The 23798-nt window shown below is 67.2% G+C and carries 22 protein-coding genes; 15 read left to right on the top strand and 7 right to left on the bottom strand.

The annotated features are described in order from the left end of the window. The first annotated feature begins 26 nt into the window (after positions 1-26). The 5 genes from ACM0PY_RS11185 to ACM0PY_RS11165 are packed head-to-tail and all read left to right on the top strand — an operon-like array spanning position 27 to position 7844. A complete protein-coding gene (locus ACM0PY_RS11185; protein ID WP_134971008.1) occupies positions 27-1721 on the top strand; it encodes a glycoside hydrolase family 43 protein in 1695 nt (564 codons plus the stop codon). Further along, positions 1718-4411 (top strand): glycoside hydrolase family 3 protein, encoded by a 2694-nt coding sequence (locus tag ACM0PY_RS11180; protein WP_414609320.1) that lies wholly within the window; start codon positions 1718-1720, stop codon positions 4409-4411. Before ACM0PY_RS11185 ends, ACM0PY_RS11180 begins: the two co-directional genes overlap by 4 nt. Before the next feature lie 59 nt (positions 4412-4470). Continuing rightward, the gene (locus ACM0PY_RS11175) at positions 4471-5955 is read left to right on the top strand and encodes an MFS transporter (RefSeq protein WP_134971010.1); all 1485 of its coding nucleotides are present in this window, start codon (positions 4471-4473) and stop codon (positions 5953-5955) included. Between the two features lie 16 nt (positions 5956-5971). Continuing rightward, the gene (locus ACM0PY_RS11170) at positions 5972-7009 is read left to right on the top strand and encodes a glycoside hydrolase family 43 protein (RefSeq protein WP_134971012.1); all 1038 of its coding nucleotides are present in this window, start codon (positions 5972-5974) and stop codon (positions 7007-7009) included. Further along, on the top strand, positions 6999-7844 hold the full coding sequence (locus tag ACM0PY_RS11165; protein WP_134971014.1) for an aldose epimerase family protein: 846 nt from the start codon (positions 6999-7001) through the stop codon (positions 7842-7844). Before ACM0PY_RS11170 ends, ACM0PY_RS11165 begins: the two co-directional genes overlap by 11 nt. Before the next feature lie 113 nt (positions 7845-7957). Here ACM0PY_RS11165 and ACM0PY_RS11160 read toward each other — a convergent pair whose 3' ends face one another. The 4 genes from ACM0PY_RS11160 to ptsP form a co-directional block, all read right to left on the bottom strand. Beyond that, positions 7958-9211 carry a carbohydrate porin gene (locus tag ACM0PY_RS11160; protein WP_134971017.1) on the bottom strand — a complete coding sequence of 418 codons (1254 nt, stop codon included), beginning with the start codon at positions 9209-9211 and terminating at the stop codon, positions 7958-7960. A gap of 14 nt (positions 9212-9225) precedes the next feature. Further along, positions 9226-10932: a PTS fructose transporter subunit IIC gene (locus tag ACM0PY_RS11155; protein ID WP_065186397.1), complete on the bottom strand. Its 1707-nt coding sequence runs from the start codon at positions 10930-10932 to the stop codon at positions 9226-9228. 86 nt (positions 10933-11018) lie between these two features. After that, on the bottom strand, positions 11019-11975 hold the full coding sequence (locus ACM0PY_RS11150; RefSeq protein WP_065186396.1) for a 1-phosphofructokinase family hexose kinase: 957 nt from the start codon (positions 11973-11975) through the stop codon (positions 11019-11021). Then, entirely contained in the window at positions 11972-14485 is a 2514-nt protein-coding gene (gene ptsP, locus ACM0PY_RS11145) for a phosphoenolpyruvate--protein phosphotransferase (RefSeq protein WP_180884361.1), read from the bottom strand. Before ptsP ends, ACM0PY_RS11150 begins: the two co-directional genes overlap by 4 nt. 157 nt (positions 14486-14642) lie before the next feature. Between ptsP and ACM0PY_RS11140 the strand changes: the two genes are divergently transcribed. The 4 genes from ACM0PY_RS11140 to ACM0PY_RS11125 all read left to right on the top strand — a co-directional run bounded on the left by ACM0PY_RS11140 (position 14643) and on the right by ACM0PY_RS11125 (position 17240). After that, positions 14643-15626 (top strand): LacI family DNA-binding transcriptional regulator, encoded by a 984-nt coding sequence (locus ACM0PY_RS11140; protein WP_134970164.1) that lies wholly within the window; start codon positions 14643-14645, stop codon positions 15624-15626. Positions 15627-15680: 54 nt separating this feature from the next. Further along, positions 15681-16367 (top strand): hypothetical protein, encoded by a 687-nt coding sequence (locus tag ACM0PY_RS11135; protein WP_134970165.1) that lies wholly within the window; start codon positions 15681-15683, stop codon positions 16365-16367. Positions 16368-16412: 45 nt separating this feature from the next. Further along, positions 16413-16859 carry a Rap1a/Tai family immunity protein gene (locus tag ACM0PY_RS11130; protein WP_235646763.1) on the top strand — a complete coding sequence of 149 codons (447 nt, stop codon included), beginning with the start codon at positions 16413-16415 and terminating at the stop codon, positions 16857-16859. A gap of 147 nt (positions 16860-17006) precedes the next feature. Further along, on the top strand, positions 17007-17240 hold the full coding sequence (locus ACM0PY_RS11125; protein ID WP_134970166.1) for a metallothionein: 234 nt from the start codon (positions 17007-17009) through the stop codon (positions 17238-17240). Between the two features lie 15 nt (positions 17241-17255). Here ACM0PY_RS11125 and ACM0PY_RS11120 read toward each other — a convergent pair whose 3' ends face one another. From ACM0PY_RS11120 to ACM0PY_RS11110, 3 genes are all read right to left on the bottom strand, one after another. Further along, positions 17256-17807 carry a cysteine hydrolase family protein gene (locus tag ACM0PY_RS11120; RefSeq protein ID WP_134970167.1) on the bottom strand — a complete coding sequence of 184 codons (552 nt, stop codon included), beginning with the start codon at positions 17805-17807 and terminating at the stop codon, positions 17256-17258. A gap of 3 nt (positions 17808-17810) precedes the next feature. Beyond that, entirely contained in the window at positions 17811-18449 is a 639-nt protein-coding gene (locus ACM0PY_RS11115) for a DUF6766 family protein (protein ID WP_180884364.1), read from the bottom strand. 99 nt (positions 18450-18548) lie between these two features. Next, the gene (locus tag ACM0PY_RS11110) at positions 18549-18737 is read right to left on the bottom strand and encodes a hypothetical protein (protein WP_005409707.1); all 189 of its coding nucleotides are present in this window, start codon (positions 18735-18737) and stop codon (positions 18549-18551) included. Between the two features lie 148 nt (positions 18738-18885). On the opposite strand from ACM0PY_RS11110, the gene ACM0PY_RS11105 reads away from it, so the two are divergent. From ACM0PY_RS11105 to ACM0PY_RS11080, 6 genes are all read left to right on the top strand, one after another. Then, positions 18886-20049, top strand: coding sequence for a zinc-dependent alcohol dehydrogenase (locus ACM0PY_RS11105; RefSeq protein ID WP_088497169.1), 1164 nt, complete (start codon positions 18886-18888; stop codon positions 20047-20049). Positions 20050-20059: 10 nt separating this feature from the next. Next, entirely contained in the window at positions 20060-20557 is a 498-nt protein-coding gene (locus tag ACM0PY_RS11100; RefSeq protein ID WP_134970168.1) for a hypothetical protein, read from the top strand. A gap of 109 nt (positions 20558-20666) precedes the next feature. Further along, the gene (locus ACM0PY_RS11095; RefSeq protein WP_134970169.1) at positions 20667-21608 is read left to right on the top strand and encodes an acyl-CoA dehydrogenase; all 942 of its coding nucleotides are present in this window, start codon (positions 20667-20669) and stop codon (positions 21606-21608) included. Further along, positions 21596-22354: a PIG-L deacetylase family protein gene (locus ACM0PY_RS11090; RefSeq protein WP_134970170.1), complete on the top strand. Its 759-nt coding sequence runs from the start codon at positions 21596-21598 to the stop codon at positions 22352-22354. The genes ACM0PY_RS11095 and ACM0PY_RS11090 overlap by 13 nt, the downstream gene beginning before the upstream one ends. Next, positions 22351-22938 carry a class I SAM-dependent DNA methyltransferase gene (locus ACM0PY_RS11085; RefSeq protein WP_180884366.1) on the top strand — a complete coding sequence of 196 codons (588 nt, stop codon included), beginning with the start codon at positions 22351-22353 and terminating at the stop codon, positions 22936-22938. The genes ACM0PY_RS11090 and ACM0PY_RS11085 overlap by 4 nt, the downstream gene beginning before the upstream one ends. Beyond that, positions 22935-23624, top strand: coding sequence for a glycosyltransferase family 2 protein (locus tag ACM0PY_RS11080; RefSeq protein WP_134970171.1), 690 nt, complete (start codon positions 22935-22937; stop codon positions 23622-23624). The genes ACM0PY_RS11085 and ACM0PY_RS11080 overlap by 4 nt, the downstream gene beginning before the upstream one ends. Positions 23625-23798: the final 174 nt, after the last annotated feature.

Raw genomic sequence — 23798 nt, 5'->3', positions numbered from 1 at the left:
CCCGCGACAGGGCCGGCCTGAGATCCATGGCGCGCCGGCTGCTGGCGGCAGTGTTCCTGCTGTCGGCCGCAGCCGCCCGGGCCAGCGCGCCGCCGGACGCTCCGCCGGTGTACTTCGACTGGTTCGAGTACCGCGGCAATGACCAGGCGTTTGAAGTGCCGCTGCCGGCCGGGCACTACCGCAATCCGGTACTGGCCGGCTTCCATGCCGATCCCAGCATCGTGCGCGCGAACGGCCGGTTCTATCTGGTCAATTCCAGCTTCACCTACTTCCCGGGCATTCCGGTGTTCGAGAGTGCTGACCTGGTGCACTGGAAGCAGATCGGCAACGTGATTGACCGCCCAACGCAGCTGGATTTCGACGGGCTGAGCGTGTCGCGCGGCATCTTCGCCCCCACCATCGAGTACCACGACGGGGTCTTCTACGTGGTGACCACGGCCACCGACAGTGGCGGCAACTTCATTGCCACGGCGCGCGACCCGGCCGGGCCGTGGTCCGATCCGCACTGGTTGCCCGGCATCGATGGCATCGATCCATCACTGTTTTTCGACGACGACGGCAAGGTGTACCTGATCAACAACGATGCACCGCCCGTTCCGCCGCGCTACGACGGGCACCGCGCCATCTGGATGCAGCAGATCGATCTGCCGGCATTCAGGCCGGTCGGGCCACGCCGGGTGCTGGTTGATGGAGGCGTGGAGCCGGCGAAGAATCCGATCTGGATCGAGGGACCGCACATCTACAAGCGGGAGGGCTGGTATTACCTGTCCGACGCTGAAGGAGGTACCGGGCCGCAGCATTCACAGGTGGTGCTGCGCAGCCGCGCGGTGTGGGGACCCTACGTTCCCTATGCGGACAATCCGATCCTGACCCAGCGCGAGCTGCCGGACGACCGTCCGCTGCCGATCACCAATGCCGGCCACGCCGACCTGGTCGAAGGCCCGGATGGCTCGTGGTGGGCGGTGTTCCTGGCCAGCCGCAACTATCAGAAGCGCCACTACAACACCGGGCGCGAGACCTACCTGTTGCCGGTGCGATGGCAGGATGGCTGGCCGCAGATCCTGCCGACCGACCAGGCCATTCCCTACGTGGCCAAGGCGCCGTCATGGATGCAGGGCGAGGCATCGCAGGCCCCGTCGACCGGCAATTTCGTGGCGCGCGACAATTTTGATGGCCCAGCGCTCGATCGCCAGTGGCTGCGCGTGCGCGTGCCCAGGCATGCCTGGGCTGACCTGCACAAGCGCCCCGGGATGCTGGCCGTGCACCCGCTTGCCGAGGATCTGGACACGTTGCGCAATCCGGCATTTCTCGGCCGGCGCCAGCAGCACCTGCGCTTCGAGGCGAGCACCGCGATGACCCCGCCAGCCCCCGGTGTCGCCGCCGGTCTGGCGGCGTTCCAGAGCGAGGCGTACTGGTACTTCCTCGGCGTTCGTGACCTTGGCGGGGGGCGCCTCTCGCTCTTTCTCGAAGCGCGTGACGGTGGTGGCAGCACGCGGACGCTGGCCAGCCATGACGTGCCGGCGTCTGCAGCACTGCGCCTGAAGATTGCCGGCAACGAGGGCGACTACGCGTTCTCGTTCGACACCGGCGACGGGCAGGGCTGGCAACTGCTCGCAGGCGACGTGGACGGCACCGTTCTGAGTACGGACCGGGCAGGCGGCTTCGTGGGCGCACTGCTGGGTCCCTTCGCGCGCGACGAGCGCACCGGGAGAAGCAAATGAGACTGTCGATTTCGTCCAGGACCCGCCGCCGCACGTGGCGTGGCCGGGCCACCCTGTTCGTCCTCACCTGCGTGGCGGCCGCGGCGTCCGCGGCCGCGCCACGGCCCTGGCTGGATGTCTCGGCAAGCTTCGAGCAACGGGCCGCCGCACTCGTCGCGCAGATGACCCTGGAAGAGAAGGCCGCGCAGATGCAGAATGCTGCACCGGCAATCGAACGGCTGGGAGTGCCCGCCTACGACTGGTGGAATGAGGGGTTGCATGGCGTCGCACGGGCGGGGCAGGCCACGGTGTTTCCGCAGGCAATCGGCCTGGCCGCGACCTTTGATGTACCGTTGATGGGGCAGGTGGCCACGACCATCAGCGACGAGGCCCGCGCAAAGCACCACCAGTTCCTCCGAGAAGGCGCGCATGGCCGTTACCAGGGCCTGACCTTCTGGTCGCCGAACGTCAACATCTTCCGCGACCCGCGCTGGGGGCGCGGACAGGAGACCTACGGCGAGGATCCGTACCTCACCGCGCGCATGGGCGTGGCCTTCGTACGCGGCCTGCAGGGCGACGACCCCGTCTACCGCAAGCTGGACGCCACCGCCAAGCACCTGGCCGTGCACAGCGGACCGGAGGCCGACCGCCATCACTTCGATGCGAGGCCCAGCCGGCGGGACCTGTATGACACCTACCTGCCGGCGTTCGAGGCGCTGGTGAAGGAGGGCGAAGTGGATGCGGTCATGGGCGCCTACAACCGCGTGTACGGCGAGTCCGCCAGCGCCAGCCGTTTCCTGCTGCACGATGTGCTGCGACGCGACTGGGGCTTCAAGGGCTACGTGGTCTCGGACTGCTGGGCCATCGTCGATATCTGGAAGCACCACCGTATCGTCGGCACGCGCGAAGCCGCCGCGGCGCTGGCGGTCAGGAACGGCACCGAGCTGGAATGCGGCCAGGAGTACGCAACGCTGCCTGCCGCAGTGCGCCAAGGGCTGATCAGCGAGGCGGAGATCGACGATGCGGTGACCCGCCTGTTCACCGCACGGATGCGCCTGGGCATGTTCGATCCGCCGGAGCGGGTGCGCTGGGCGCGCATTCCGGCCTCGGTGAACCAGGCGCCGGCCCATGATGCGCTGGCCCTCAAGGCCGCGCAGGCATCGCTCGTGCTGCTGAAGAACGACGGCATCCTTCCACTGTCGCGCGACATCAAGCGCATTGCGGTGGTCGGACCCACTGCCGACGACACCATGGCACTGCTCGGCAACTACTTCGGCACACCGGCGGCGCCGGTGACGATCCTGCAGGGCGTACGCGAGGCGGCCAAGGGCGTTGAAGTGCGTTATGCCCGCGGCGTCGACCTGGTGGAGGGCCGCGACGATCCCGGCGCCACACCGCTGATCGAGCCGACCTACCTGCGGCCCTCGGCGGAGTCGCCCGAGCGCGGCCTGCGCGGTGAGTACTTCCGCACGCCCGACCTGTCCGGCACTCCGGCCCTGGTGCGTACCGACGCGCAGATCGGCTTCCGCTGGGACCGCGGCTCGCCGACCGACAACCTGCTGGCACGCGGCGAAGCGGCACCGGGGCAGGGGATTCCCAACGACCGCTTCAGCATCCGCTGGAGTGGCCAGCTGCTGCCCCCCGTGTCCGGTCGTTACCGGCTGGAGGTGGCCGGCGATGATGGCTACCGCCTGTACCTGGACGGCAAGCGTGTGATCGATCACTGGGTGAACACGGATCGCCTGCATGCCGAGGGTGTCGAACTCGACCTGCAGGCGTGGCGTGCCTATGACCTGAAGCTGGAATACTACGACGACCAGCGCGATGCCGGGGTGCGCCTGGGCTGGCGCATGCCCGGTGCCAAGGCGCCGTTCGATGAAGCGCTCGATGCCGCTCGCGAGGCCGATGTGGTGGTATTCGTTGGTGGACTCACCGGCGATGTCGAAGGCGAAGAGATGACGGTCAACTATCCGGGCTTTGCCGGTGGCGACCGCACCGACCTGCGGTTGCCCGTGCCGCAGCGCACCCTGCTGGAGGCCCTGCACGCTACCGGCAAGCCGGTGGTGATGGTACTCACCGGCGGCTCGGCCATCGCCGTGGACTGGGCGCAGGCGCATCTGCCGGCGATCCTGATGAGCTGGTACCCCGGGCAGCGCGGCGGCACCGCCGTCGGCCAGGCGCTGTTCGGCGACGTCAATCCCGCCGGCCGTTTGCCGGTCACCTTCTACAAGGCCGGCGAAGTGATGCCGGCATTCGACGACTACGCCATGGAGGGCCGCACCTACCGCTACTTCCGCGGCACGCCGCTGTACCCGTTTGGTCACGGGCTCTCGTACACGCGCTTCGATTATGGTGCGCTCCGCCTCGATGCGGACACCATCGGCGCCGATGGCCGCCTGGGCGTGGCGGTGGATGTGACCAACGCGGGCACACGCAGCGGTGACGAAGTGGTACAGCTGTACGTGCGGCGCGAGCACGCCGGCAGCGGCGATGCCGTGCAGGAACTGCGTGGCTTCCAGCGCGTCCAGCTGGCCCCGGGCGAACGCCGCACGGTGACGTTCACCCTGCAGGCGGCGCAGGCCCTGCGCCACTATGACCAAGCGCGTGCGGCGTACGCGGTGCAGCCCGGTGCCTACGAGGTCAGGGTAGGGGCGTCCAGTGCCGATATACGTGTGCAGGGCAGGTTCACCGTGGTGCCCGCGCATGACTGATCGCCCTCGTTGGCATCGCTTCCCTTTCGACCAGATTCCTTTTCCAGGACGTCCGCTGCATGGCAAGCACTGAACACGCGCTATCGGTACGCGAGAAGCTCGGCTACAGCCTGGGCGATCTCGCTGCCAACCTGATCTTCCAGACCCTGATCACCTACCTGGCATTCTTTTACACCGACGTCTACCGCCTGCCAGCGGCGACCGCGGCCACGATCATCTTTGTGGTCGGCCTGCTGGGAGCGTTCGTGTTCACGCCGTTGATCGGCATCGCGGCGGACCGAACGTCCACCCGCTGGGGCCGCTTCCGCCCGTGGATCCTGTGGACGGCCATCCCCTTTGGCGTACTGTCCCTGCTGGCGTTCAGCACCCCGGACCTGGGCGAGCGCGGAAAGGTGATCTATGCACTGGGCACCTACGCGCTGCTGGTCTGCGTCTACGCCGCGAACAACCTGCCGTACTCGGCGCTGAGCGGCGTGCTGACCGGCAGCATGGCCCAGCGCAACAGCCTTTCGGCGTACCGCTTCGTGGCCGTGATGATCGCGCAGTTCATCATCCAGGTGCTGCTGATGCCGCTGGTGCTGATTCTGGGTGACGGCGACCGGGTGCGCGGCTTCGAACAGGTCATGACCGCCTTCGCACTGATCGGAACAGTGTTCTTCCTGATCACCTTCGCCACCACCCGCGAACGCATCGTGCCGACGCGCGAGCAGACCGGCGGCATTGTGCAGGACCTGTCGGACCTGCTGCACAACCGCCCGTGGCAAGTGATGCTGGCCCTGACCGTGCTGGTGTTCATCAACCTGGCGTTGAAAGGCGGCACCTACATCTATTACTTCCAGTACTACATGAGCGAAGCGGCGCTGGCCGGCTTCCTGGAAAACTCAGGCTTCAATGGCCTGATCAGCGCATTGAATGGCGCCCTCGCCAGCGCCGGTTTCGCGGCGTTCACCTGGCCGAAGGACGCGGCCACCTCGGCGTTCAGCCTGTTCAACGCGTGCGGCATCCTCTGCATGATCCTGGGTATTGGTGCATCACGGCGGCTGGCGGATCGCTTCGGCAAGCGCGATGTCTTCGGTGGCGCCCTGTTTGTCTCGACCCTGTTCCTGCTGGCCTTCTACCTGTTCCCACCCACGGCGGTGGCGGTGGCGTTCGCAGCCTTCATGCTGCATGGCTTCTGCTATGGCATCACCATCCCGTTGCTGTGGGCGATGATCGCCGACGTCGCGGACTACTCGGAGTGGAAGAACCATCGAAGGGCCACTGCGATCATCTTCTCGGCGATGTTGTGCGGCCTGAAGATCGGCCTCAGTGTCGGCGGCGCACTGGTCGCCGCGATCCTTGCCCACTACGGCTACCAGGCAGGCCTGGTGCAGCAGCCTGAGGCCGTGGTGCAGGGCATCCGCCTGACCGTAAGCGTCTACTGCTCCCTTCCGTTCCTGCTCGCCGTGGCGCTGCTGTTCTTCTACCGGATCGACAAGCTCGCGGAAACACGCATCGAGCAGGATCTCCACCTGCGTCGCCGTTCCGCCGACGCCTCCGCGTAACGCCAAGATGACAACCATGATCGACCTCTCTGCCGGTGAAGACGGCCAGGCCAGCGAAGCCCGTCTTGCGCAGCTCACCGCACACGCCATTTCGCAACCGCTGGTGACCCACATCTACACGGCCGACCCTTCGGCGCACGTGTTCGAGGGACGCCTGTACATCTATCCGTCGCACGACATCGACGGTGGCCAGCCCTTCGACGATGAAGGCGGCCATTTCGGCATGCAGGATTACCATGTGCTGAAGATGGATACGCCCGACGGCACCGCCGTCGATTGCGGCATGGCGTTGCACGTGCGCGACGTGCCCTGGGCGCGGAAACAGATGTGGGCCCCCGACGCTGCCTGCCGCGATGGCCGCTACTACCTCTACTTTCCGGCCAAGGACGCCGGGGGCCGGTTCCGCATCGGCGTGGCAATCGGTGCGCGACCGGAGGGCCCGTTCGTGCCCCAGCCGGAGCCGATCAAGGGCGCGTACTCGATCGACCCGGCCGTGTTCGAAGACGACGATGGCAGCCACTACCTGTACTTCGGTGGCATCTGGGGCGGGCAGCTGCAGAAGTATCGTGACAACCAGTACAGCGAAGCGCACGAGGAACCCGAGGGCAGCGCGCCGGCCCTGGGCCCGCGCGTGGGCCGCCTGGATGCCGGAATGACCGAACTGGCCGAGCCCACCCGCGAAGTGCAGATCCTGGATGAGCATGGCCAGCCGCTGCGTGCGGACGACCATGCGCGCCGCTTCTTCGAAGGGCCGTGGCTGCACAGGTACCAGGGTCGCTACTATCTGTCGTACTCCACTGGCAACACCCACCAGCTGTGCTACGCCGTGGGTGACAGCCCGTACGGGCCGTTCACCTATGCTGGCGTGATCCTCACCCCCGTGGTCGGTTGGACCACCCACCACTCCATCTGCCAGTTCCAGGGACAGTGGTACCTGTTCTATCACGATGCGCTGATGTCCGGCGGCATTACCCACCTGCGCTCGGCCAAGTGCACGCCGCTGCACATGGAGCCGGACGGACGCATCCGCACGATCAATCCCTATGGGGCCTGAGCGCATGTTGCCGAGGGATGATGCGCTGGCCGCGCTGCCGGCCGGTCAGCTGCACTGGCTGAGATGCGGCGAACTGGAGGTTGCGCTCGCCGCAGCGGCGGGCGGGCGCTTGGCGCACCTGCGTTACCGGGGCGTGGAATGGCTGGTGGACGCGCAGGAGACCGGGGCGGCGGCGATCGCCTGGGGCTGCTACCCGATGGTGCCGTGGGCCGGGCGCATCCGCCGTGGACAGTTCCGTTTTGACGGCATGCCGCATCGGCTGCCGCTCAACTTCGACGGGCATGCCATCCACGGGGTGGGCTTCTCGCGACCCTGGCAGATCGACCGGCTGGATGCGGCCGCAGCCGAGGTGTCGCTGCAGCTGCCGCGCGACAGCTACTGGCCCTTCGGTGGCATTGCCATGCTGGAACTGCGGTTGCAGGGGCACACCCTGCAGCTGCGCCTTTCGGTCCAGGCCGGCGAGCAGGCGATGCCGGCGATGCTGGGCTGGCACCCCTGGTTCAGGAAGCCGGACCGGTTGCTGTTCAATCCTCGCGCGATGTATCCGCGGGACAGGGAAGGTATTGCCACGCTGCCCCACGTGGAGCCCACCACCGGCCCCTGGGATGACTGCTTCGTTGCCGACGGTGACATCACGCTGGTACGCGAAGGCCAACGCCTGCGGCTGAGGTCGGACCACGACCACTGGGTGGTCTACGACGCTGCGCCGCACGCCACCTGTGTCGAACCGCAGAGTGGCCCGCCGGACGGCTTCACGCTGGCGCCGCACCGGCTGGAGCCTGGCCAGCGCCTCGCGTTGACGTTCGAACTGGCGTGGGTGGCGGACAGCAGCTGAAGCCCGGCAAGGGCCCGCAATCGCCCTGGTTCCGGAGTGTCGGTACGCCGCCCGGAGCGGGTGTGGACCCTGGTGCCTGGCACGGGCTGCGCCTCACCACCCCGTGCCATCTGCTACAGGTTCCAGTCAACCCGCATGCCCGCGATCAGTGCATTCGGCAGGTCTCGCTGCCGCGCAGGTTCGTTGAACGGGTCCGGATGCACGATGTAGTGCAGGTTCGGTGCAATCCTGAGTTGCGGGGTGAGCTGGATGCCATAGCTCAGCTCCATCATCACCTGGCTTCCGTGCGGGGTGCCGCTGCCGCCGGCGGCAGCGCGGGCCAGGCGGAGGTTCTCCAGCGCGATGCCGCTGTACTTCTGCCGGGTGACGACAAAGCCGATGCTGTCCTGCGGCCGGCCGGCGAACGTGCCTTTCTGCACAAGCCCGGCCTGCAGGAAGTGATCCTCGATCAGCTGCCCGGAGGTACCCTTGAGCGCGGCGCCGAAAAGGGTCAGGCCGCGACCATTGCCATCGCCGGTAAGCTGCTGCTCGAAGCGCGCGAACGCACCGGAGCGACCGTGGCGTGCCGCGTACTCCTGGCCACTGAGCAGCGCGGGAATGCCGTTGGCATCGCGCAGCGGATCGCGATAGGTCGAGTTGTCCTGCCAGCCACCGAGTTCGTAGCGGGCTTTCAGTCGTGCCGAAGCAGGGCTGCGCCAGCCGATCGTGTAGGGCACGATCCAGCCGGTGGCCTGGTTCGTATTCCACTTCAAGCCATGCTGGCCATCCTCGGCCTGGCTGGGATCGACCTGGTAGGCACCGATGCGGACATAGACATCGGGCGTCACCCAGGCCGTGGCGTCGGCCATCCAGCTCGACACCGGCCACCAGGTGAAGTTGCTGGTGCGGAAAACGTAGGTCGGGTTGCCGCACGCCGAGTTGCCCTGGAAGTACTGGCACAGCTCCGACCCGAGGTGGTGGGTGTTGGCGACGCTGCGACCGGCCTCCAGCACCAGCCGGTCGTTGAACAGCTTCTGTTCCAGGGTCAGGTTGGCCAGGCGGGTCCCCTGGCCGCCGTAGATTTCCTGCACCGAGGTGCTGTTGCCGGTGCTGCTGTTGGCGAGGTTGGTGCCGTGGCGATTGATGCCATAGGCCTTGATCGTGGCCCCCCGCCAGCCGAACGCAGCGTCGAGGTCAACATCGGCGCCGAACATCAGCTGGCCGGCGTAAGCGGTGCCGCTGCGCTTGCCACCATCGAGCGTGGCGGCCGCCTCGCCGGTGTAAGCCAGTTTGGGAGTGAAGACATCACTCGCGTTGGCAGCTACGGCCAGTGAGGGCAGGGTCAGCAGGATCGCTACCGGCACCAGGCGGCAGGAAGGGCAGGTCATGGGCGGGGTTCCTATTACAGGGTGGGGGCCGTGACCGGCTTCTTGAGGATGCGCAGTGCAATCGCGGTGACCGCCACGCCGGCCAACAGCGCCAGCAGGTAGACACCAAGATGGGTGACCGCGTTCGGGATCGGCAGCACGAACACACCGCCGTGCGGCACCTTCAATTCGACGCCTGCGGCCATCGAGATCGCACCGGCCACGGCCGAGCCGAGGATCAGCGCAGGAATGGTGCGCAGCGGATCGCGTGCCGCGTACGGAATAGCCCCCTCGGTCACGAAGCTCAGGCCGAGCACGCCGGCGGCACCGGCAGTGCCGCGCTCCTCGGCAGTGAAGCGGTTGCTGAACAACCACGTCGCCAGCGCGATGCCCAGCGGTGGCGTCATGCCGCCGATCATGGTCGCCGCCATCGGCGTGTAGACCTGGCTGGAAATCAGGGCGGTGGAGAAGGCGTAGGACGCCTTGTTGACCGGTCCACCCATGTCAACGGCCATCATGCCGCCCAGCAGCAAACCGAGCAGGATCGCGCTGCTGCCCTCCATGCCGCGCAGCCAGTCGGTCAGCCAGGCCAGCAGTGCGGCCACCGGCGTGCCGATCACGTACATCATCAGCAGGCCGACCAGCAGCGTGCCCAGCACCGGCAGGATCAGCACCGGCTTGAGGCCTTCCAGGCTGCGCGGCAGGCGCAGCGCACGGTTGATCCAGTGCACGCCATAGCCGGCGATGAAGCCCGCCAGGATGCCGCCGATGAAACCTGCGTCCATGTTGACCGCAACCAGCCCGCCGATCATGCCGGGCGCGATGCCGGGGCGGTCGGCGATGGAGTAGGCGATGTAGCCGGCAAGCGCCGGCACCATCAGCATGAAACCGGACTTGGCGCCGATCTGGAACAGCGACCAGGCCAGCGTTCCCTTGTGGGCATCGTCGAAGGCATAGATGCCGCCGAGCGCGAACGCCAGGGCGATCAACAGGCCGCCGGCTGTCACGAAAGGCAGCATGAACGACACCCCGGTCATCAGGTGCTTGTAAGGGCCGGTGCTCTTGTTCTTTTCTGCGGTACGGCCCGAAGCCGCTGTCCCCGCGTGCACGCCGACCTCGGCCAGCGCCTTGCGGATCAGGTTCTGGCCGTCATTGATCGCCGGCTTGGTACCACTCTTGAACAGGCGCTTGCCAGCGAAACGCGCCAGATCGACTTCGCGGTCGGCGGCGATCAGCACCACATCGGCAGCGGCGATTTCCGCATCGCTCAACGCATCCTGCGCGCCGACCGAGCCCTGTGTTTCCACCCGGATCGCATGGCCCAGCGCTTTGGCAGCCTGTTGCAGGCCTTCTGCCGCCATGAAGGTGTGAGCGATGCCGGTGGGGCAGGAGGTGACGGCAACGATGCGCTTGCCAGCCCCGGTGGCGGGGACACTGGCCGGCGCGGCTGCGAGCGGTGCAAGCGCGGCGACCGGATCGTCCAATACCTCGCCCAGGCTGGCATGCACGATCCGGGCATTGCCGAAGCGTGCGATGTCTGCCTCGCCATCGCCCACCAGCAGCAGTTGGGTCGCGGAGGCGGCGTCCGAGGCGGGCAGCGCGCCGGTCACGCCCTGGTCGCTGCGGATTTCGATCATCAGCTCAAGCCCGCGCTGGCGGGCCGCGCGACGCAGGGCCTCGGCGGCAAGTACCGCCTCGATGCTGCGTTCGCCAGCGGCGATGACTACGGTGGAAGCGTGCATGGGAACTCCTGGAATGCTTCGGGTTCGTCCTTGCCGGAGGCATCGCGGGTGGCCCGAAGCCAACCGCTGCTCCTCCGGCAGGTGTTTCAATCCAACCGCTCGATCAGTACATCGCCGGCCCCGGCGCGCACCTGCGCCGGATCGAGCCGCCGCGCGTCTCCGCTATCCAGCCGGCTCATCGAGAACGCCGTGGCCAGTCGTGCACAGGCGGCCAGGTCGAGGGAGCGCTCCAACAGCGCGGCGGCGATGCCGGCGACCATGGCATCACCGGCGCCCACCGTGCTGCCCTGGGCCAGACGCGGCGGTCGCGCGACCAGTGCGCCGGCGCGATCAATGAACAGCGCGCCGTCGGTCCCCATGGAGATGGCGACGAGTGCGACACCGCGTTCGACCAAGGCCTGGCCTGCAGCGCGCAGTGCGCTGCGATCCGGCAGCGACGTGCCGGTCCAGGCCTCCAGTTCGTGGCGGTTGGGCTTGATGGCGTAGGGCAGCGCGCCCCGCGCGCCGTCCAGCGCAGCTGCAAGCGCATCGCCGCTGGTGTCCAGCAGCACGCGCGCACCGGCCGTTCCGGCCTGCGCCTGCAACCGCGCCCATGCATCGGCCGGTAGTCCGTGCGGCAGGCTGCCGGACAGCACGACCGGCAGGCCGGGCGCGAGCAGGGCGCCGAGCTGGCGCGACACCGCGTCCAGATCGGCAGCGTCCACGGCCAGGCCTGGCAGGTTGATGTCCGTCGTTTCGCCGTTGGCCTCTTCGACCAGCTTGATGTTGGTGCGGGTATGGCCCGGAACGCGCAGGCAGCCGTCAATGATGCCCCGCTCACGGAACAGCGTGCGGAACACGCCGTCGTTGCCGTCGCCCAGCACGCCCAGCGCGGTGATCGGCACGCCCCAGTCGGCCAGGCAGGCCGCCACGTTGATGCCCTTGCCGCCTGCGTCGTCGCGGGAGCTGCCGGCGCGATGCACGCGGCCTGGCTGCAGGCGGGCCAGGCGCACGGTCTGGTCGATGGCCGGGTTCAGGGTCACGGTGACGGCGCGGGCAGTCATGCGCGCGCTCCATCGAGGCCGCGCACCTGCTCGGCGGTTTCGCACCCCAGTGCGGTGCTCGCCAGCGCTTGCAGTTCGGTCATCGCGGTGCCACGCAGGCGCGCCTTCACCGCCGGGATGTCGTTCGGGGTCATCGACAGTTCATCCACGCCCAGGCCAGCCAGCAACATGGCGCCGAAGGGATCGCCGGCCAGGCCGCCACAGACGCCGACCCAGCGCCCATGCAGCCGTGCGCCTTCAACCGTGGCGCGGACCGCGCGCAGCACCGCCGGATGCAGGCTGTCGGCCTCGGCGGCGAGTTCCGGGTTCTGGCGGTCGATCGCCAGCACGTACTGGGTCAGATCATTGGTGCCGATCGAGAAGAAGTCGGCATGGCGCGCCAGTACGTCGCTCTGAGCGGCGGCAGCCGGCACTTCGATCATGATGCCGATCGGCACCACCGGCGCCTCCAGCTCGGCACGCAGGCGCTCACAGATGGCGCGCAGTGCGACCAGCTCGGTCACCGACGTGATCATCGGGAACATGATGGACAGGCGTGCACCGTCCTTGGCGGCGCGATACAGCGCACGCAGTTGCGGCTCCAGCAGGTCAGGGCGGCGCAGCAGCAGGCGCGCGCCGCGCACGCCGAGGAACGGGTTCTCCTCGCGTGGCAGTTCCAGGTGCGCCACCTGCTTGTCGCCGCCGATGTCGAGCGCGCGCACGATCAGCGGGCGGCCGTTGAGTGCCTTGGCCATCGCCAGATAGGTGGTGTACTGCTCCTCCTCGCTGGGCGTACTGCCACGTTCGAGGAACAGGAACTCGGTGCGCATCAGGCCGACGCCTTCCGCACCCTGTTCCAGTGCCAGTGGCACCTGGTCGGGCAGGTTGACGTTGGCGCCGATGTCGATGCGGTGGCCGTCGAGGGTCTGGGCGGGTTGCGCGCGTTGCGCGGCTTCGCGCTCGCGGATCTGCTGCTGTTCGGCGATCCATTCGCGTGCCGAGGCGAGATCGGCTTCGGAGGGGGACAGGTAGAGCCGTCCGCTGCTGCCGTCCAGGATCGCTTCGCGGCCTGGCTGGATCGCCAACAGCCCGGCGCCGCCGGCCACCAGCGCCGGCAGGCCCAGCGTGCGCGAGAGGATGGCGGTGTGCGAGGTCGGCCCGCCCTGCGCGGTGGCCAGGCCGAGCACGCGACCGGTGTCGAGATTGGCGGTATCCGAAGGCGACAGATCTGTGGCGATCAGGATGCACGGTTGCGACGGCAGATCCGCCAGGCCACCACCTTCAGCAGAAGGGTCAAGCTGCGCCAGCACGCGTCGGCCGACATCACGCAGGTCCGCCGCGCGCCCGGCCAGCACCGGATTGCCCAGCGCCGCCAGCCCGGAGGCGATCTGCTCGATGGCCTGGTGCCATGACCACGCCACACCATGGCCTTCAACCATCAGCTGGCAGGTGCGGGTGATCAGGTCGGTGTCGTCGAGCAGCGCGGCCTGCGCCTTGAAGATCGCCGCATCCGAAGCGCCAAGGCGGCGCTGGGTGTCGTCCTGCAGGGCGGCCAGCTGCTGGCGGGTGCGACCGAGTGCATCCTGCAGGCGTGCGCCGCCCTCGCCAAGCGGGGTAGGACGGTCAGTGACTTCCGCCTGCGTGCTGGCCAGCACATGCACCGGGCCGATCGCCAATCCGGGACTGGCGCCGATGCCAATGATCGTCGCCTGCGCTTCGGGCGGTTTCCACCCGGCGACAGGGGCCGCTGCCTTGCGCTGGGCTGCACGCTCGGCATCAGCCCTTTCCTGTGCGACCAATCCATCCATGACCTTGCGCAGCGCTGCCAGCAGCGCGGGGGCATCGGCGCCCTCGGCAGAAACACGCACGGCATCGCCCTCGCGCAGCCCGAGCTGAAGCAGCGCTACCAGACTCTTGGCATCGGCCGCCTGATCGCCTGCGCGGACCTGCGCGCGGGCTGTGAAGCCGCGCGCCGTCTCGGCCCAGCGCGTGGCGGGACGGGCGTGCAGTCCGTTGGGGTAGGCGATGGTCCATTCGAAGCGCTCGGCCAGATCCACCGCTGGCGCGTGGGTGACGGCAATCGCAACATCGCCGGCCAGCGCGTTCACGATCTCGCCCGCCTCGGTGGTGGTGAACAGCCGCTGCAGCGTGGACTCGTCCTGGATCAGCCGGGTCAAGCGGCGCAGCACCGTGATGTGGGTATCCGACTGGGCAGCGATGCCGACCACCAGACGGGTGACCTGTCCCGAGTTCCATTCCACGCCTTGCGGCAACTGCAGCACGGCGATGCCATCGCGGTGCACCAGATGGCGGTCCTCGCCAAGCCCGTGCGGGATTGCTACGCCGTGTCCAAGGAAGGTGTTCGCCAGCGTTTCGCGGCGCCCCATGCTGGCTTCGTACCCGGGCGCCACGCAGCCGGCCGCGACCAGCATCTGGGCGACCTGCGCAATGGCATCGGTCTTGTCCTGCGCCCGCGCGTCCAGGCGGATCAGTTCCCGGGTGGCCGGGGAAGGGGAGGTCTGGGGCGACAAAGGGGGCTCCGCGGAAGGGGTGGCTGGGACGTATTGGGAACGTTCCCACTCGCCATTTCAATGTGCAGTGCACAAAAATCCAATAGTCCTTTGGCGTTAACATGGTGCTGGACGGCCGTCCGGCCCAGAAGAGCGCTCGATTCCGGGAACGTTACCAGTGAGCATCAGCATCAATGACGTCGCACGCGTGGCGGGGGTATCCAAGTCCACCGTGTCGCGGGTGCTCGGCGGCGGCCCGGTCAGCGAGGCCGTGCGCGGCCGGGTGGAGGCGGCGATCCGCCAGACCGGATATCACCCCAACCTGCAGGCAAGACGCCTGCGCGCCCGGCATACCGGCATCATCGGCCTGATCGTGGCCGATATCCGCAACCCGTTCTTTACCGCGCTGATCCGCGCCGTGGAGGAAGTCGCGTACCGGGAAGGCCTTCGCGTCACCCTCTGCAACACCGATGAGGACCCCGAGCGCGAGGCGCTGTATCTGCAGTTGATGCATGAGGAACGCATCAGTGGGCTGATTTTTGCGCCCACCCGGACCACGGTGGGGCGGCTGGACCGGCTCACGCTGGATTACCCTACGGTCCTGGTCGATCGTGCCGCACCCGGTGGCTCGATCGACAGCGTGGTCCTCGACAACGCAGCGGCGATGGCGGGCCTGGTCGAACACCTGGCCGAGCGCGGCTATTGCCGCATCGGTGGCCTGTTCGGCAGCACCAGTACCACGGCGGCCGAACGCCGCGACGGCTATATCGCTGCAATGCGCAGGCACGGGCTGGAACCGGACTACCGCGAGGTAGAGCCCACGGCCGAGGCCGCCATCGCGACAGCTGGGGAGTGGCTGGCCATGCCATCGCGGCCCGATGCGCTGGTGACCAGCAACAGCCTGCTGATGATGGGGGCGCTGAAGGCCGCACGCAGCGCAGGTTTGGCGATTCCAGATGCGCTGGCGCTGGCAGGCTTCGACAACGAGCGATGGACGGAGCTGGTCGAACCGGGTATTACCGTGGTCGAGCAGCCGGTTGAAGAGATGGGGCGGGCCGCGATGTCGCTGCTGCTGGAGCGCCTGCGCATGCCGGAGCTGCCGGTACGCAGACTGGTGATGACGGGAAGATGCGTGGTGAGAGGGTCAACGGCTGCGCGATAGTCCGGCGCCGCGTCTGCGGCAATAGCAGTCGCAGTCCATGAGGCTGGCACTGGGGTGTTGGCGGGTCGCGCGTTGTCTGCTAAAAGCCATCTGGACACGCAGACCGGATGGGTCATCGCCTTGTCAGAGCCTTATTCAGCGCTGTTGCGCCTGCAGTTGCGCCACGAAGATCTCTCCAGATGGCTGGCGGCGCCCCTGCCTTCGCCATCCCGATGGTCCGACTGGCGATGCATCGCCGGGCCGTGGCGCTTGGGCAACGGTGAATGCCTGGCGTCTTCAAGCGACGAGGCGTTGGATGAACTGCTCATAGACTGCCAGGCCCTGCTGGCCCGCTACCCCGACAATCGCGCCGCATTGAAGGCCTTCCTTGCATCCGCGCAGGCCGAGAATATCCAGGTTGCCGCCTATGACCGCACTGGTACGCACTTTGTTGCGGGATCGCTGACGTATTCGGAAAGCCTCTACGATCTCATCGCGTTTCTGGCTGTGGCACGCGGCGCGGCCGATTTCCTGAAGGCGGGCGACCATGGGGTGGCACTGGTCCACGACTATCTCTGGGCAGAGGAAAGTGAGCGCGAGACCGTTGCCGCGATTGCCCTGGCCGGCCAGGGGGAATCCGGATTCCTTTCTTCCACGGACCTGGATACCGCTGCGGCGCCCTTCGACGCCTTGGTGGATGCCATGCTGGAAGCTGAGGACGACCCGGCGTTTCAACCACGCAACCAGCTTGATCAACGCTGACCGGCGCCGCGTGGAATCCAGAAAAACGACAGCCAGGACCCCGATATGAAAGGACATCAAGCCCGCCGCGCGCACCGCCGCATGCGTTGGCTCCTGACACTGTGCCTAGGCGCCCTGGTGGGACCCGCCGTGGCAGGCACAACGCAACCGGAACGCACCTGGTTTGTCAGTGGTGCGGAGCTCATCACGCTGCTGCAGGGCAAAGGCGCTGACGGGTTCTGCGATGGCGAACACTGCCGGGGGCTGTCCAGCGCCCGGGCCAGCAGCTATATCCTGGGTGTCGCCGATGCCAGCCGCGGTCAGTGGTGTGGGCAGGGCCGGATCCTTCCGCATGAACTGGTCGATCAGGTGTCTTCCCATCTCCGGCAGCTGCCCCGCGTGCGATTGCAACAGGATGCGTCTCCCCTGGTTGTCGAAGGGCTGCGCGCGGCGTTTCCCTGTGGTCGCGGCACATCGCCTGGTGGCAGTGCCGAGCCCGGCAAGGCACGCTGAGACGCGTGGGCTGGGCGTTGGCAACGCGGGCTGCAGCCTGCGTAATGAACACATCGGTGTTCTGCACGCTGGCGACACGATGCATTCACGACCGCCGACACCCGCGCCCGCGACACTGCATGCTCCTTTCTCCGCATGAGGTGCCCCATGGCTACCTGTGATGTCTGCGGCAATGACTACGACAAGAGCTTCACCCTCCAGCAGGGTGGACGCAGCGGCACCTTCGATTCGTTCGAGTGCGCCATCCATGCGTTCGCACCGCGCTGCGCACATTGCGACTGCGCGATCATCGGGCATGGCGTTCAAGGAAGCGGTCAGATCTTCTGCTGCGCACATTGCGCCGGTGACGCCGGTGTAAAGGGAATCGCAGACCGGGCCTGAGCCCGCTCCGGCCGGTCATGCCGGGACCAGCGAGGCGAGCCGTGCGACCCGGGCTGCACCCGAATCGGCGAGCAGCGCCATCGCACGCTGTTTCCGGGCCGGCGTCCCCGCCACGGCCTCCCGTGCCACCACTACGTCGAATTCCCTGGCGTCGGCGTCCAGCGCGGTAGCCAGGACACATGAATCGGCCGTCATCCCGCTGAGCCAAAGGCTGCGCACGCCAAGCTTGGCAAGCAGAATCGGCAACGGGCTGGCCAGGAACGCCGAATGCTTGGGCTTGAGCACGAAGTAGTGGCCGGGCAGGGGAGAGAGGAGGTCGGCAATCCGCCCGGCCGGTCCTCCGTCCCGCTGGCACTGTGCTACCTGTTGGCCGAAGTCACGCTTCCAGTCCGAGAAGTTGTCATTGGCGTAGATGACCGGCCATCCGTGGCCATCAAAGTGGTCTCTCAAGCGTCGGATCTGTCCGGCCGCCCGCTCCGCTGCTGGCGCCAGCGCCTGCGCGCCCGGGAAGTCGAAGCGACTGAACATGTCGATGATCAGCAAGGCGGTTGACGGAGCATTTCCCATGGTTCAATCCCCTGTCTGCGCGTGTGGAGCTTCGACCGGCTTGGATTGCGGTGAGTCCTTCTGCCGCAGGAAGATCGTAAGTACAACCAGGGACAGCACCGCAAGAAACTCACTCTGCCAGTTCTGCATCGATTCAAACCAGAACGTGCTGCTGCCCAGATGCTCCAGGAAACCCGGCACCGGCAACCCCTGCAGCTGCTGCTCGACCTGCTCGGCGCGCCAGCTACCCAATGCATGCAATGCAAAACTGAGCAGGAACAACAGCCCGAAGGCAATCGCAAGCGAGTGACCGTAAAGCACCTTCCATGCGCCGCCGCGACGAACCGGCCACGGCGCAGGGCCCGGCTCGACGCGGTTCTGCTCCTGCGCCGGGTCCAGGGGCCGGGATTCGGCCGAGCCACGCTGGCGCAGGCTGACGGTCAGAAGAACGTACATCCCCATCTGCAGGAACTCGCTCTCCCAGTTCTCGAATGTAGCGCTCACGAAATGCCCGGTCGCCAGGTAGTGCCAGAGGTCGATCGCCGCGCGCCCGTGCTGCGTCAACGCCTGATTGTGCACGTCATGTCCCGCAACTGCCTGCCCGACAATGAAGACGACAGTGAGTGCGAGCAGTACCAGCGAGAGACCGTTGCGTTTCCACATGCAACACCTCTTTCAGCCTGACCAGAAACCGTGCATGCAGCTTGCGCCGGCAGCGCACCATGACGCGTGAACCCGGCGCATCCAGGATGTGAGGCGGCCTCAACGCTTGCCCGTCGGATCGGGATCGGGGCGCTCGTAGTCCTCGGGTACGGCCTTGGGGCCATCGCCGTCGTCCGGCATGTCGTGCTCCTTCCACTTCGCTCGATCATTGCGCCGCTTGTCCGGCGTGTGCGCTTTCGATTGATCGTCCACGTCTGTTGTTGGATTGAAAGGCAGCTTGTCGTTCATTGTGAGCTCCTGTGGCGGGTGTTCGCAGCGTGCCCCGGGCCGGGTTAACACCACGACGCCGCGGAATGAACGCTGCGCACACCTGGATGTCACCGGGGCAGGAGGGCGTCCCTGCAATGCTGTCGTTCCGATCTTCTGGAGAAGCACGATGCAGGCATTGACCTATCACGGCCGCAAGGATGTGCGCGTCGAGACCGTGCCGGACCCGGTGCTGGCAGCTGAGGACGACCTGATCCTGAGGGTTACCGCCACCGCCATCTGTGGCTCGGACCTGCACCTGTACAGGGGCAAGATTCCCGATCTGCACGACGGCGATGTGCTGGGGCACGAATTCATGGGCGTGGTGGAAGAGGTCGGCAGCGGCGTAACCCAGGTGAGGCCGGGCGATCGCGTGGTGATCCCTTTCGTGATCGCTTGTGGCGAGTGCTTCCACTGCCGGCTGGCCGAGTATGCCGCCTGCGAGACCACCAACCCGGGCAAGGGCGCTGCGCTGAACCAGAAGGGCCTTCTGCCTCCGGCGGCGTTGTTCGGATACAGCCATCTGTATGGCGGCGTGGCAGGCGGACAGGCCGAATTCGTGCGCGTGCCCAAGGCGAATGTGGGCCCACTGCGCATCCCGGAAGGCGTGGCCGACGAACAGGTTCTGTTCCTGTCGGACATTCTGCCGACCGGCTATCAGGCCGCGCTGAACGCAGGGGTCAAGCCGGGCTCGACAGTGGCGATCTTCGGTGCCGGTCCGGTTGGGCTGATGAGCGCGGCCTGCTGCCGGCTGCTGGGGGCGGAGACCATCTTCATGGTCGACCATCTTCGCTACCGCCTGGACTACGCGCGCCGTGCCTATGGTGTGACGCCGATCGACTTCAAGGAGATCGAGGACCCAGCCGACTACATCCTGACCCAGACCAGTGGGCGCGGCGTGGATGCCTGCATCGAGGCCGTCGGTTTCGAGGCCGAGGGCAGTGCCCTGGAGTCAGCGCTGACCGCCGTGAAACTGGAAGGCAGCAGCGGCGTGGCCATCCGTCAGTGCATCGCAGCCGCCCGCCGCGGCGGCGTGGTCAGCATTCCCGGTGTCTATGCCGGTTTCATCCACGGGTTCCTGCTGGGCGATGCGTTCGACAAGGGCCTGACATTCAAGATGGGGCAGACTCACGTGCAGGGACTGATGCCGGAACTGCTGGACGCAATCCTGGAAGGAAAGCTGGATCCTGGGGACATCATCTCGCACCGGATGCGCCTGGCCGACGCAGCGCAAGGTTATGCGATGTTCGATGCCAAGGACGACGACTGCCGCAAGATCGTATTGACCCCCTGAGCAGGCCGTCATGAGCGCGATTGTCATGGCCGGTGTCTACGCAGTCTGGCTGGCCGCCGGTGCGCTGGACTTCCACTTTCACCGGCGTACCGACCTGCCGCACACGTCCGCGATGCGCGAGAGCCTGCTGCATGGGCTGCAGCTGCTGCTCATCGGCAGCGGCGTACTGGCGTGGCTCGTGCTGGAAAGCACGTGGTCGCTCATCACGCTGCTGGCAGCCCTGGTCATCGCGCACGCAATCGCCGGCTACTTCGACACTGTCAGCGCGGACGGGCGGCGACGCATCAGCCCGGCCGAGCAGCACGTGCACAGTGTGCTCGACGCCGCTCCCTGGGCGCTGCTGGGCGGGGTGGCGTGGCAGGCCGAACCTCGATGGGCAGTCAATGTGGCACCTGCAGCACCGGCGCTGTGGGGGGTTGTATTGCTGCCGGCGCTTGGCCTGGTGGTGTTGCCATGGCTATGGGAGCTGCGCCAGTGCCTGCGTGCAAGCGAACAGCGCCAGCGGTGACCGCGTGAGGAACACTGCGCCGGGTGTTCATGTGGCGGCCACATCGCCAAGACAGTGATGTGACCGCAGGGCGCCTACGTTCATCACCTGTCTTCATTGCAGACCGGCCATGCAGGATGTGACGTCGCCTTCTTCGCTGTTCAACCGCGCGCGCCAGGTTCTCGCCCAGCAGCCCGCACTGCCTTTGCCCGGAAGTGGCCACACGCTGCAGCGTTGGCGGGCGCTGGCGGCGTGGGGGGCAGAGGACCTCTGCTTGGCCAAGGTACTGGAAGCGCATTACGACGCCCTGGCGATCATTGCCGAGCTGAACGCGCCTGTGGTTGCTGAGGGGCAGCTGCTGGCGGTGTGGGCCGCAGAAGGCCCAGCCAACACCCTGCGCATCGACGCCGGCGGTGGACTGTATGGTGACAAGCCCTGGTGTTCAGGCAGCGCGTGGGTGGATGCGGCACTGGTAACCGTGCGGAACTCACACGGCGTGTGGCTGTGCCATGTGGCGGCGGAGCATTGGTGCACGCTTTCGGGTGAGCCCTGGCCGGCGGCTGGCATGGCCGGCATTCCGTCCACTACGGTGCGCTTCGACGGCGCACCGATGACGATTCTGGGACCGCGCGACGCCTACCTGCAACGGCCGGGCTTCTGGCATGGCGGAGCCGGTATCGCGGCGGCCTGGTTTGGCGCAGCGGTGGCACTGGCTGAACGCATGCGGCCGGCCTGCAGCGACGGCAACCGCGCACGGCTGCTGGGTGCAGCGGACCTTGTGCTGGGGCCGGCTGCGGCGCTGCTTCGCGAAGTGGCCGCGCGCATCGACGACGCGCCCCAATCGGCGCATCGGGAAGACGTAGTGCGGCTGCGCTGCGTGGTCGAGCGGGCGGCGACGCGCGTCCTGGACCTTGCAGGTCGGGCGCTCGGTCCGGCGCCGATGTGCCTGGAAGACGGTCACGCCCGCCGCTGGGCGGACCTGACGGTGTTCCTCAGGCAGTGCCATGCCGATCGCGATTGGCAGTGGCTGGGTGAGCAGCGGGCAGCCGAGGAGACCGCATGGGCGCTGTAGCCAGCACACCCCTGGAAGGACAGGGAACTCAGGAACAGGCCTGGCTGCGTTGCGATTGGCTCTGGCAGCAACCGTCCACGTCCGCCCGGTCACTGTGCGCCGACCATGACCGCCTTGTGGTCGTTGCGCCGCATCCCGACGACGAGATTCTTGGCTGTGGTGGGCTGCTCCATCATGCCGCCGCACAGGGCATGGAGGTTGGCGTCATTGCCGTGACCGATGGTGAAGCGTGTTATCCGGGTGAACCGTGGTGGACACCAGAGCGCCTGCGGTCGGTGCGTCGGGCAGAGCTTGCTGCGGCATTGGCGGAACTTGGGATTGCGGCCGACGCGACGTTTCATCTCGGCATCGGCGATGGCGCGGTCAGCAAGCACGAACAGGGCCTGCAGGACTGGCTGCAGCAGCACCTGCAGCCGGGCGATCTGGTACTGGCGCCCTGGCGCTTCGATGGGCACCCCGATCACGAAGCGGCAGGGCGTGCAGCCTGCCGCGCCGCGCGCGCAGTGGGTTGCCGTCGCCTGGAGTACCCGGTATGGGGCTGGCACTGGCTGGATCCGGCCTGCGCGCATATGGCGTGGGAGTTCCCGCAGCTTGTCGACATTTCCGCAGTGGCGTCGGTGAAACGAAGTGCGATCGCCCGGTTCCGGACGCAGACGGGCAACGTGCCGGGCCTGAACAGCCCGCCGGTGCTGCCTTCCCATGTACTGGCCCGATTTTTCCGCGATTACGAGGTATTTCTGGCATGAGCGCGCAACCGTACTTCGATGAACTGCATGAGCAGGAAGATCCTTTTGGCTACCGCAGTCGGTGGTATGAAGAACGCAAGCGTGCGTTGCTGCTGGCCAGCCTGAGCCAGCGCCAGTTCAATCGTGGCTGGGAGCTGGGATGCTCCAACGGCGTGCTGACCGAGGCCCTGGCGGCCCGCTGTGAGCGCCTGCTGGCCACCGACATCAGCCCGCGCGCGGCGTTCCGGGCCCGCCGCAACCTGGCCCACCTGCCGCACGTGCAGGTCCACTGCGCCAGCCACCCCAAGCAATGGCCGCCGGGACGCTTCGACCTGATCGTCTGCGGTGAGATGGGCTACTACCTGGGGACGAGCGCCCTTCGCGAGCTGCGTGCCGGAATCGATCAAGCACTTCGTGACGACGGATTGCTGGTCGCGTGCCATTGGTTGCCCTCGTTCCCCGGGCGGGTGAGCCGGACCGAAGTCGTGCATCGGTGCCTGGGCCACGGCCTGCACGAAGCCTTCCACTACCGCGATGCGGACTTCGTGCTGCAGGGCTGGACGCGCGGCACGCTGTCACTGGCCCGCAACGAGGGCCTGCGGTGATAGGCGTTCTGGTCCCCGCGCACAACGAGGCAGCCAGCATGGCGCGCTGCCTGCAATCGATCCGAAGGGCGGCCCTGCACCCGGGTCTGGGCGGCGAAGCGGTCGAAGTGGTGGTTGCACTGGACACTTGCTCGGATGCGACGGCGTCCATCTGCCACCAACAGCGCGTCGGCATTGTGCGGCTGGATGCACGCTGCGTGGGGATTGCCCGCGCAGCGGCCGCCGTCAAGCTGTTGGGTCGCGGCGCCAGGTGGCTGGCCAGCACCGACGCCGATAGCGAGGTCCCTGGCAATTGGTTGGTTGGACAACTGGAGCAGCCGTGTGACGCCTTCTGCGGACTGGTGGACATTGCGGCGGGCTGCCCGTCCGAACATCGCCTGCGCAGGGTATTCCAGGGGCGGCAGCAGTGGGGGGAAGGTCACGGGCGCATCCATGGTGCCAACCTGGGTGTCTCTGCCCATTTCTATCGTGCGGTCGGCGGTTTTCCTGCCTTGCGCTGCGGGGAAGACGTTCAGATGGTGAGGGCGCTGCAGGCCTGCGGCGCGGATGTACGCTGGGCCGGTGCTCCCGTCGTCCTGACCAGCGCCCGTTTGGAAGGGCGCGCCGCAGGGGGATTTTCAGCTTATCTGGCGGAGATGGGTGCGGCGGGTGCCCCTGCCGTGCTGACCGGGCCGGCCATTGCGTAAACACCGGCCGTTTCGCCGCACCGCAGCATGCGGTCGCGCCGTCAGGCGTCTCCGATCCAGGCCGAATCCCATGAAACCCGGGCACATCGGCCGATGTGTGACGCGTGCCCTGTACGCGTTTACGGCGCGTGAACGCTGCCTACCTTACATTGATCGGCTGGGAGAGCAGGAGCA

The sequence above is a fragment of the Stenotrophomonas sp. BR163 genome (assembly GCF_047520985.2).
Taxonomy (GTDB): Bacteria; Pseudomonadota; Gammaproteobacteria; order Xanthomonadales; family Xanthomonadaceae; genus Stenotrophomonas; species Stenotrophomonas sepilia.
This window is presented reverse-complemented; position numbering and strand designations above follow the sequence as displayed.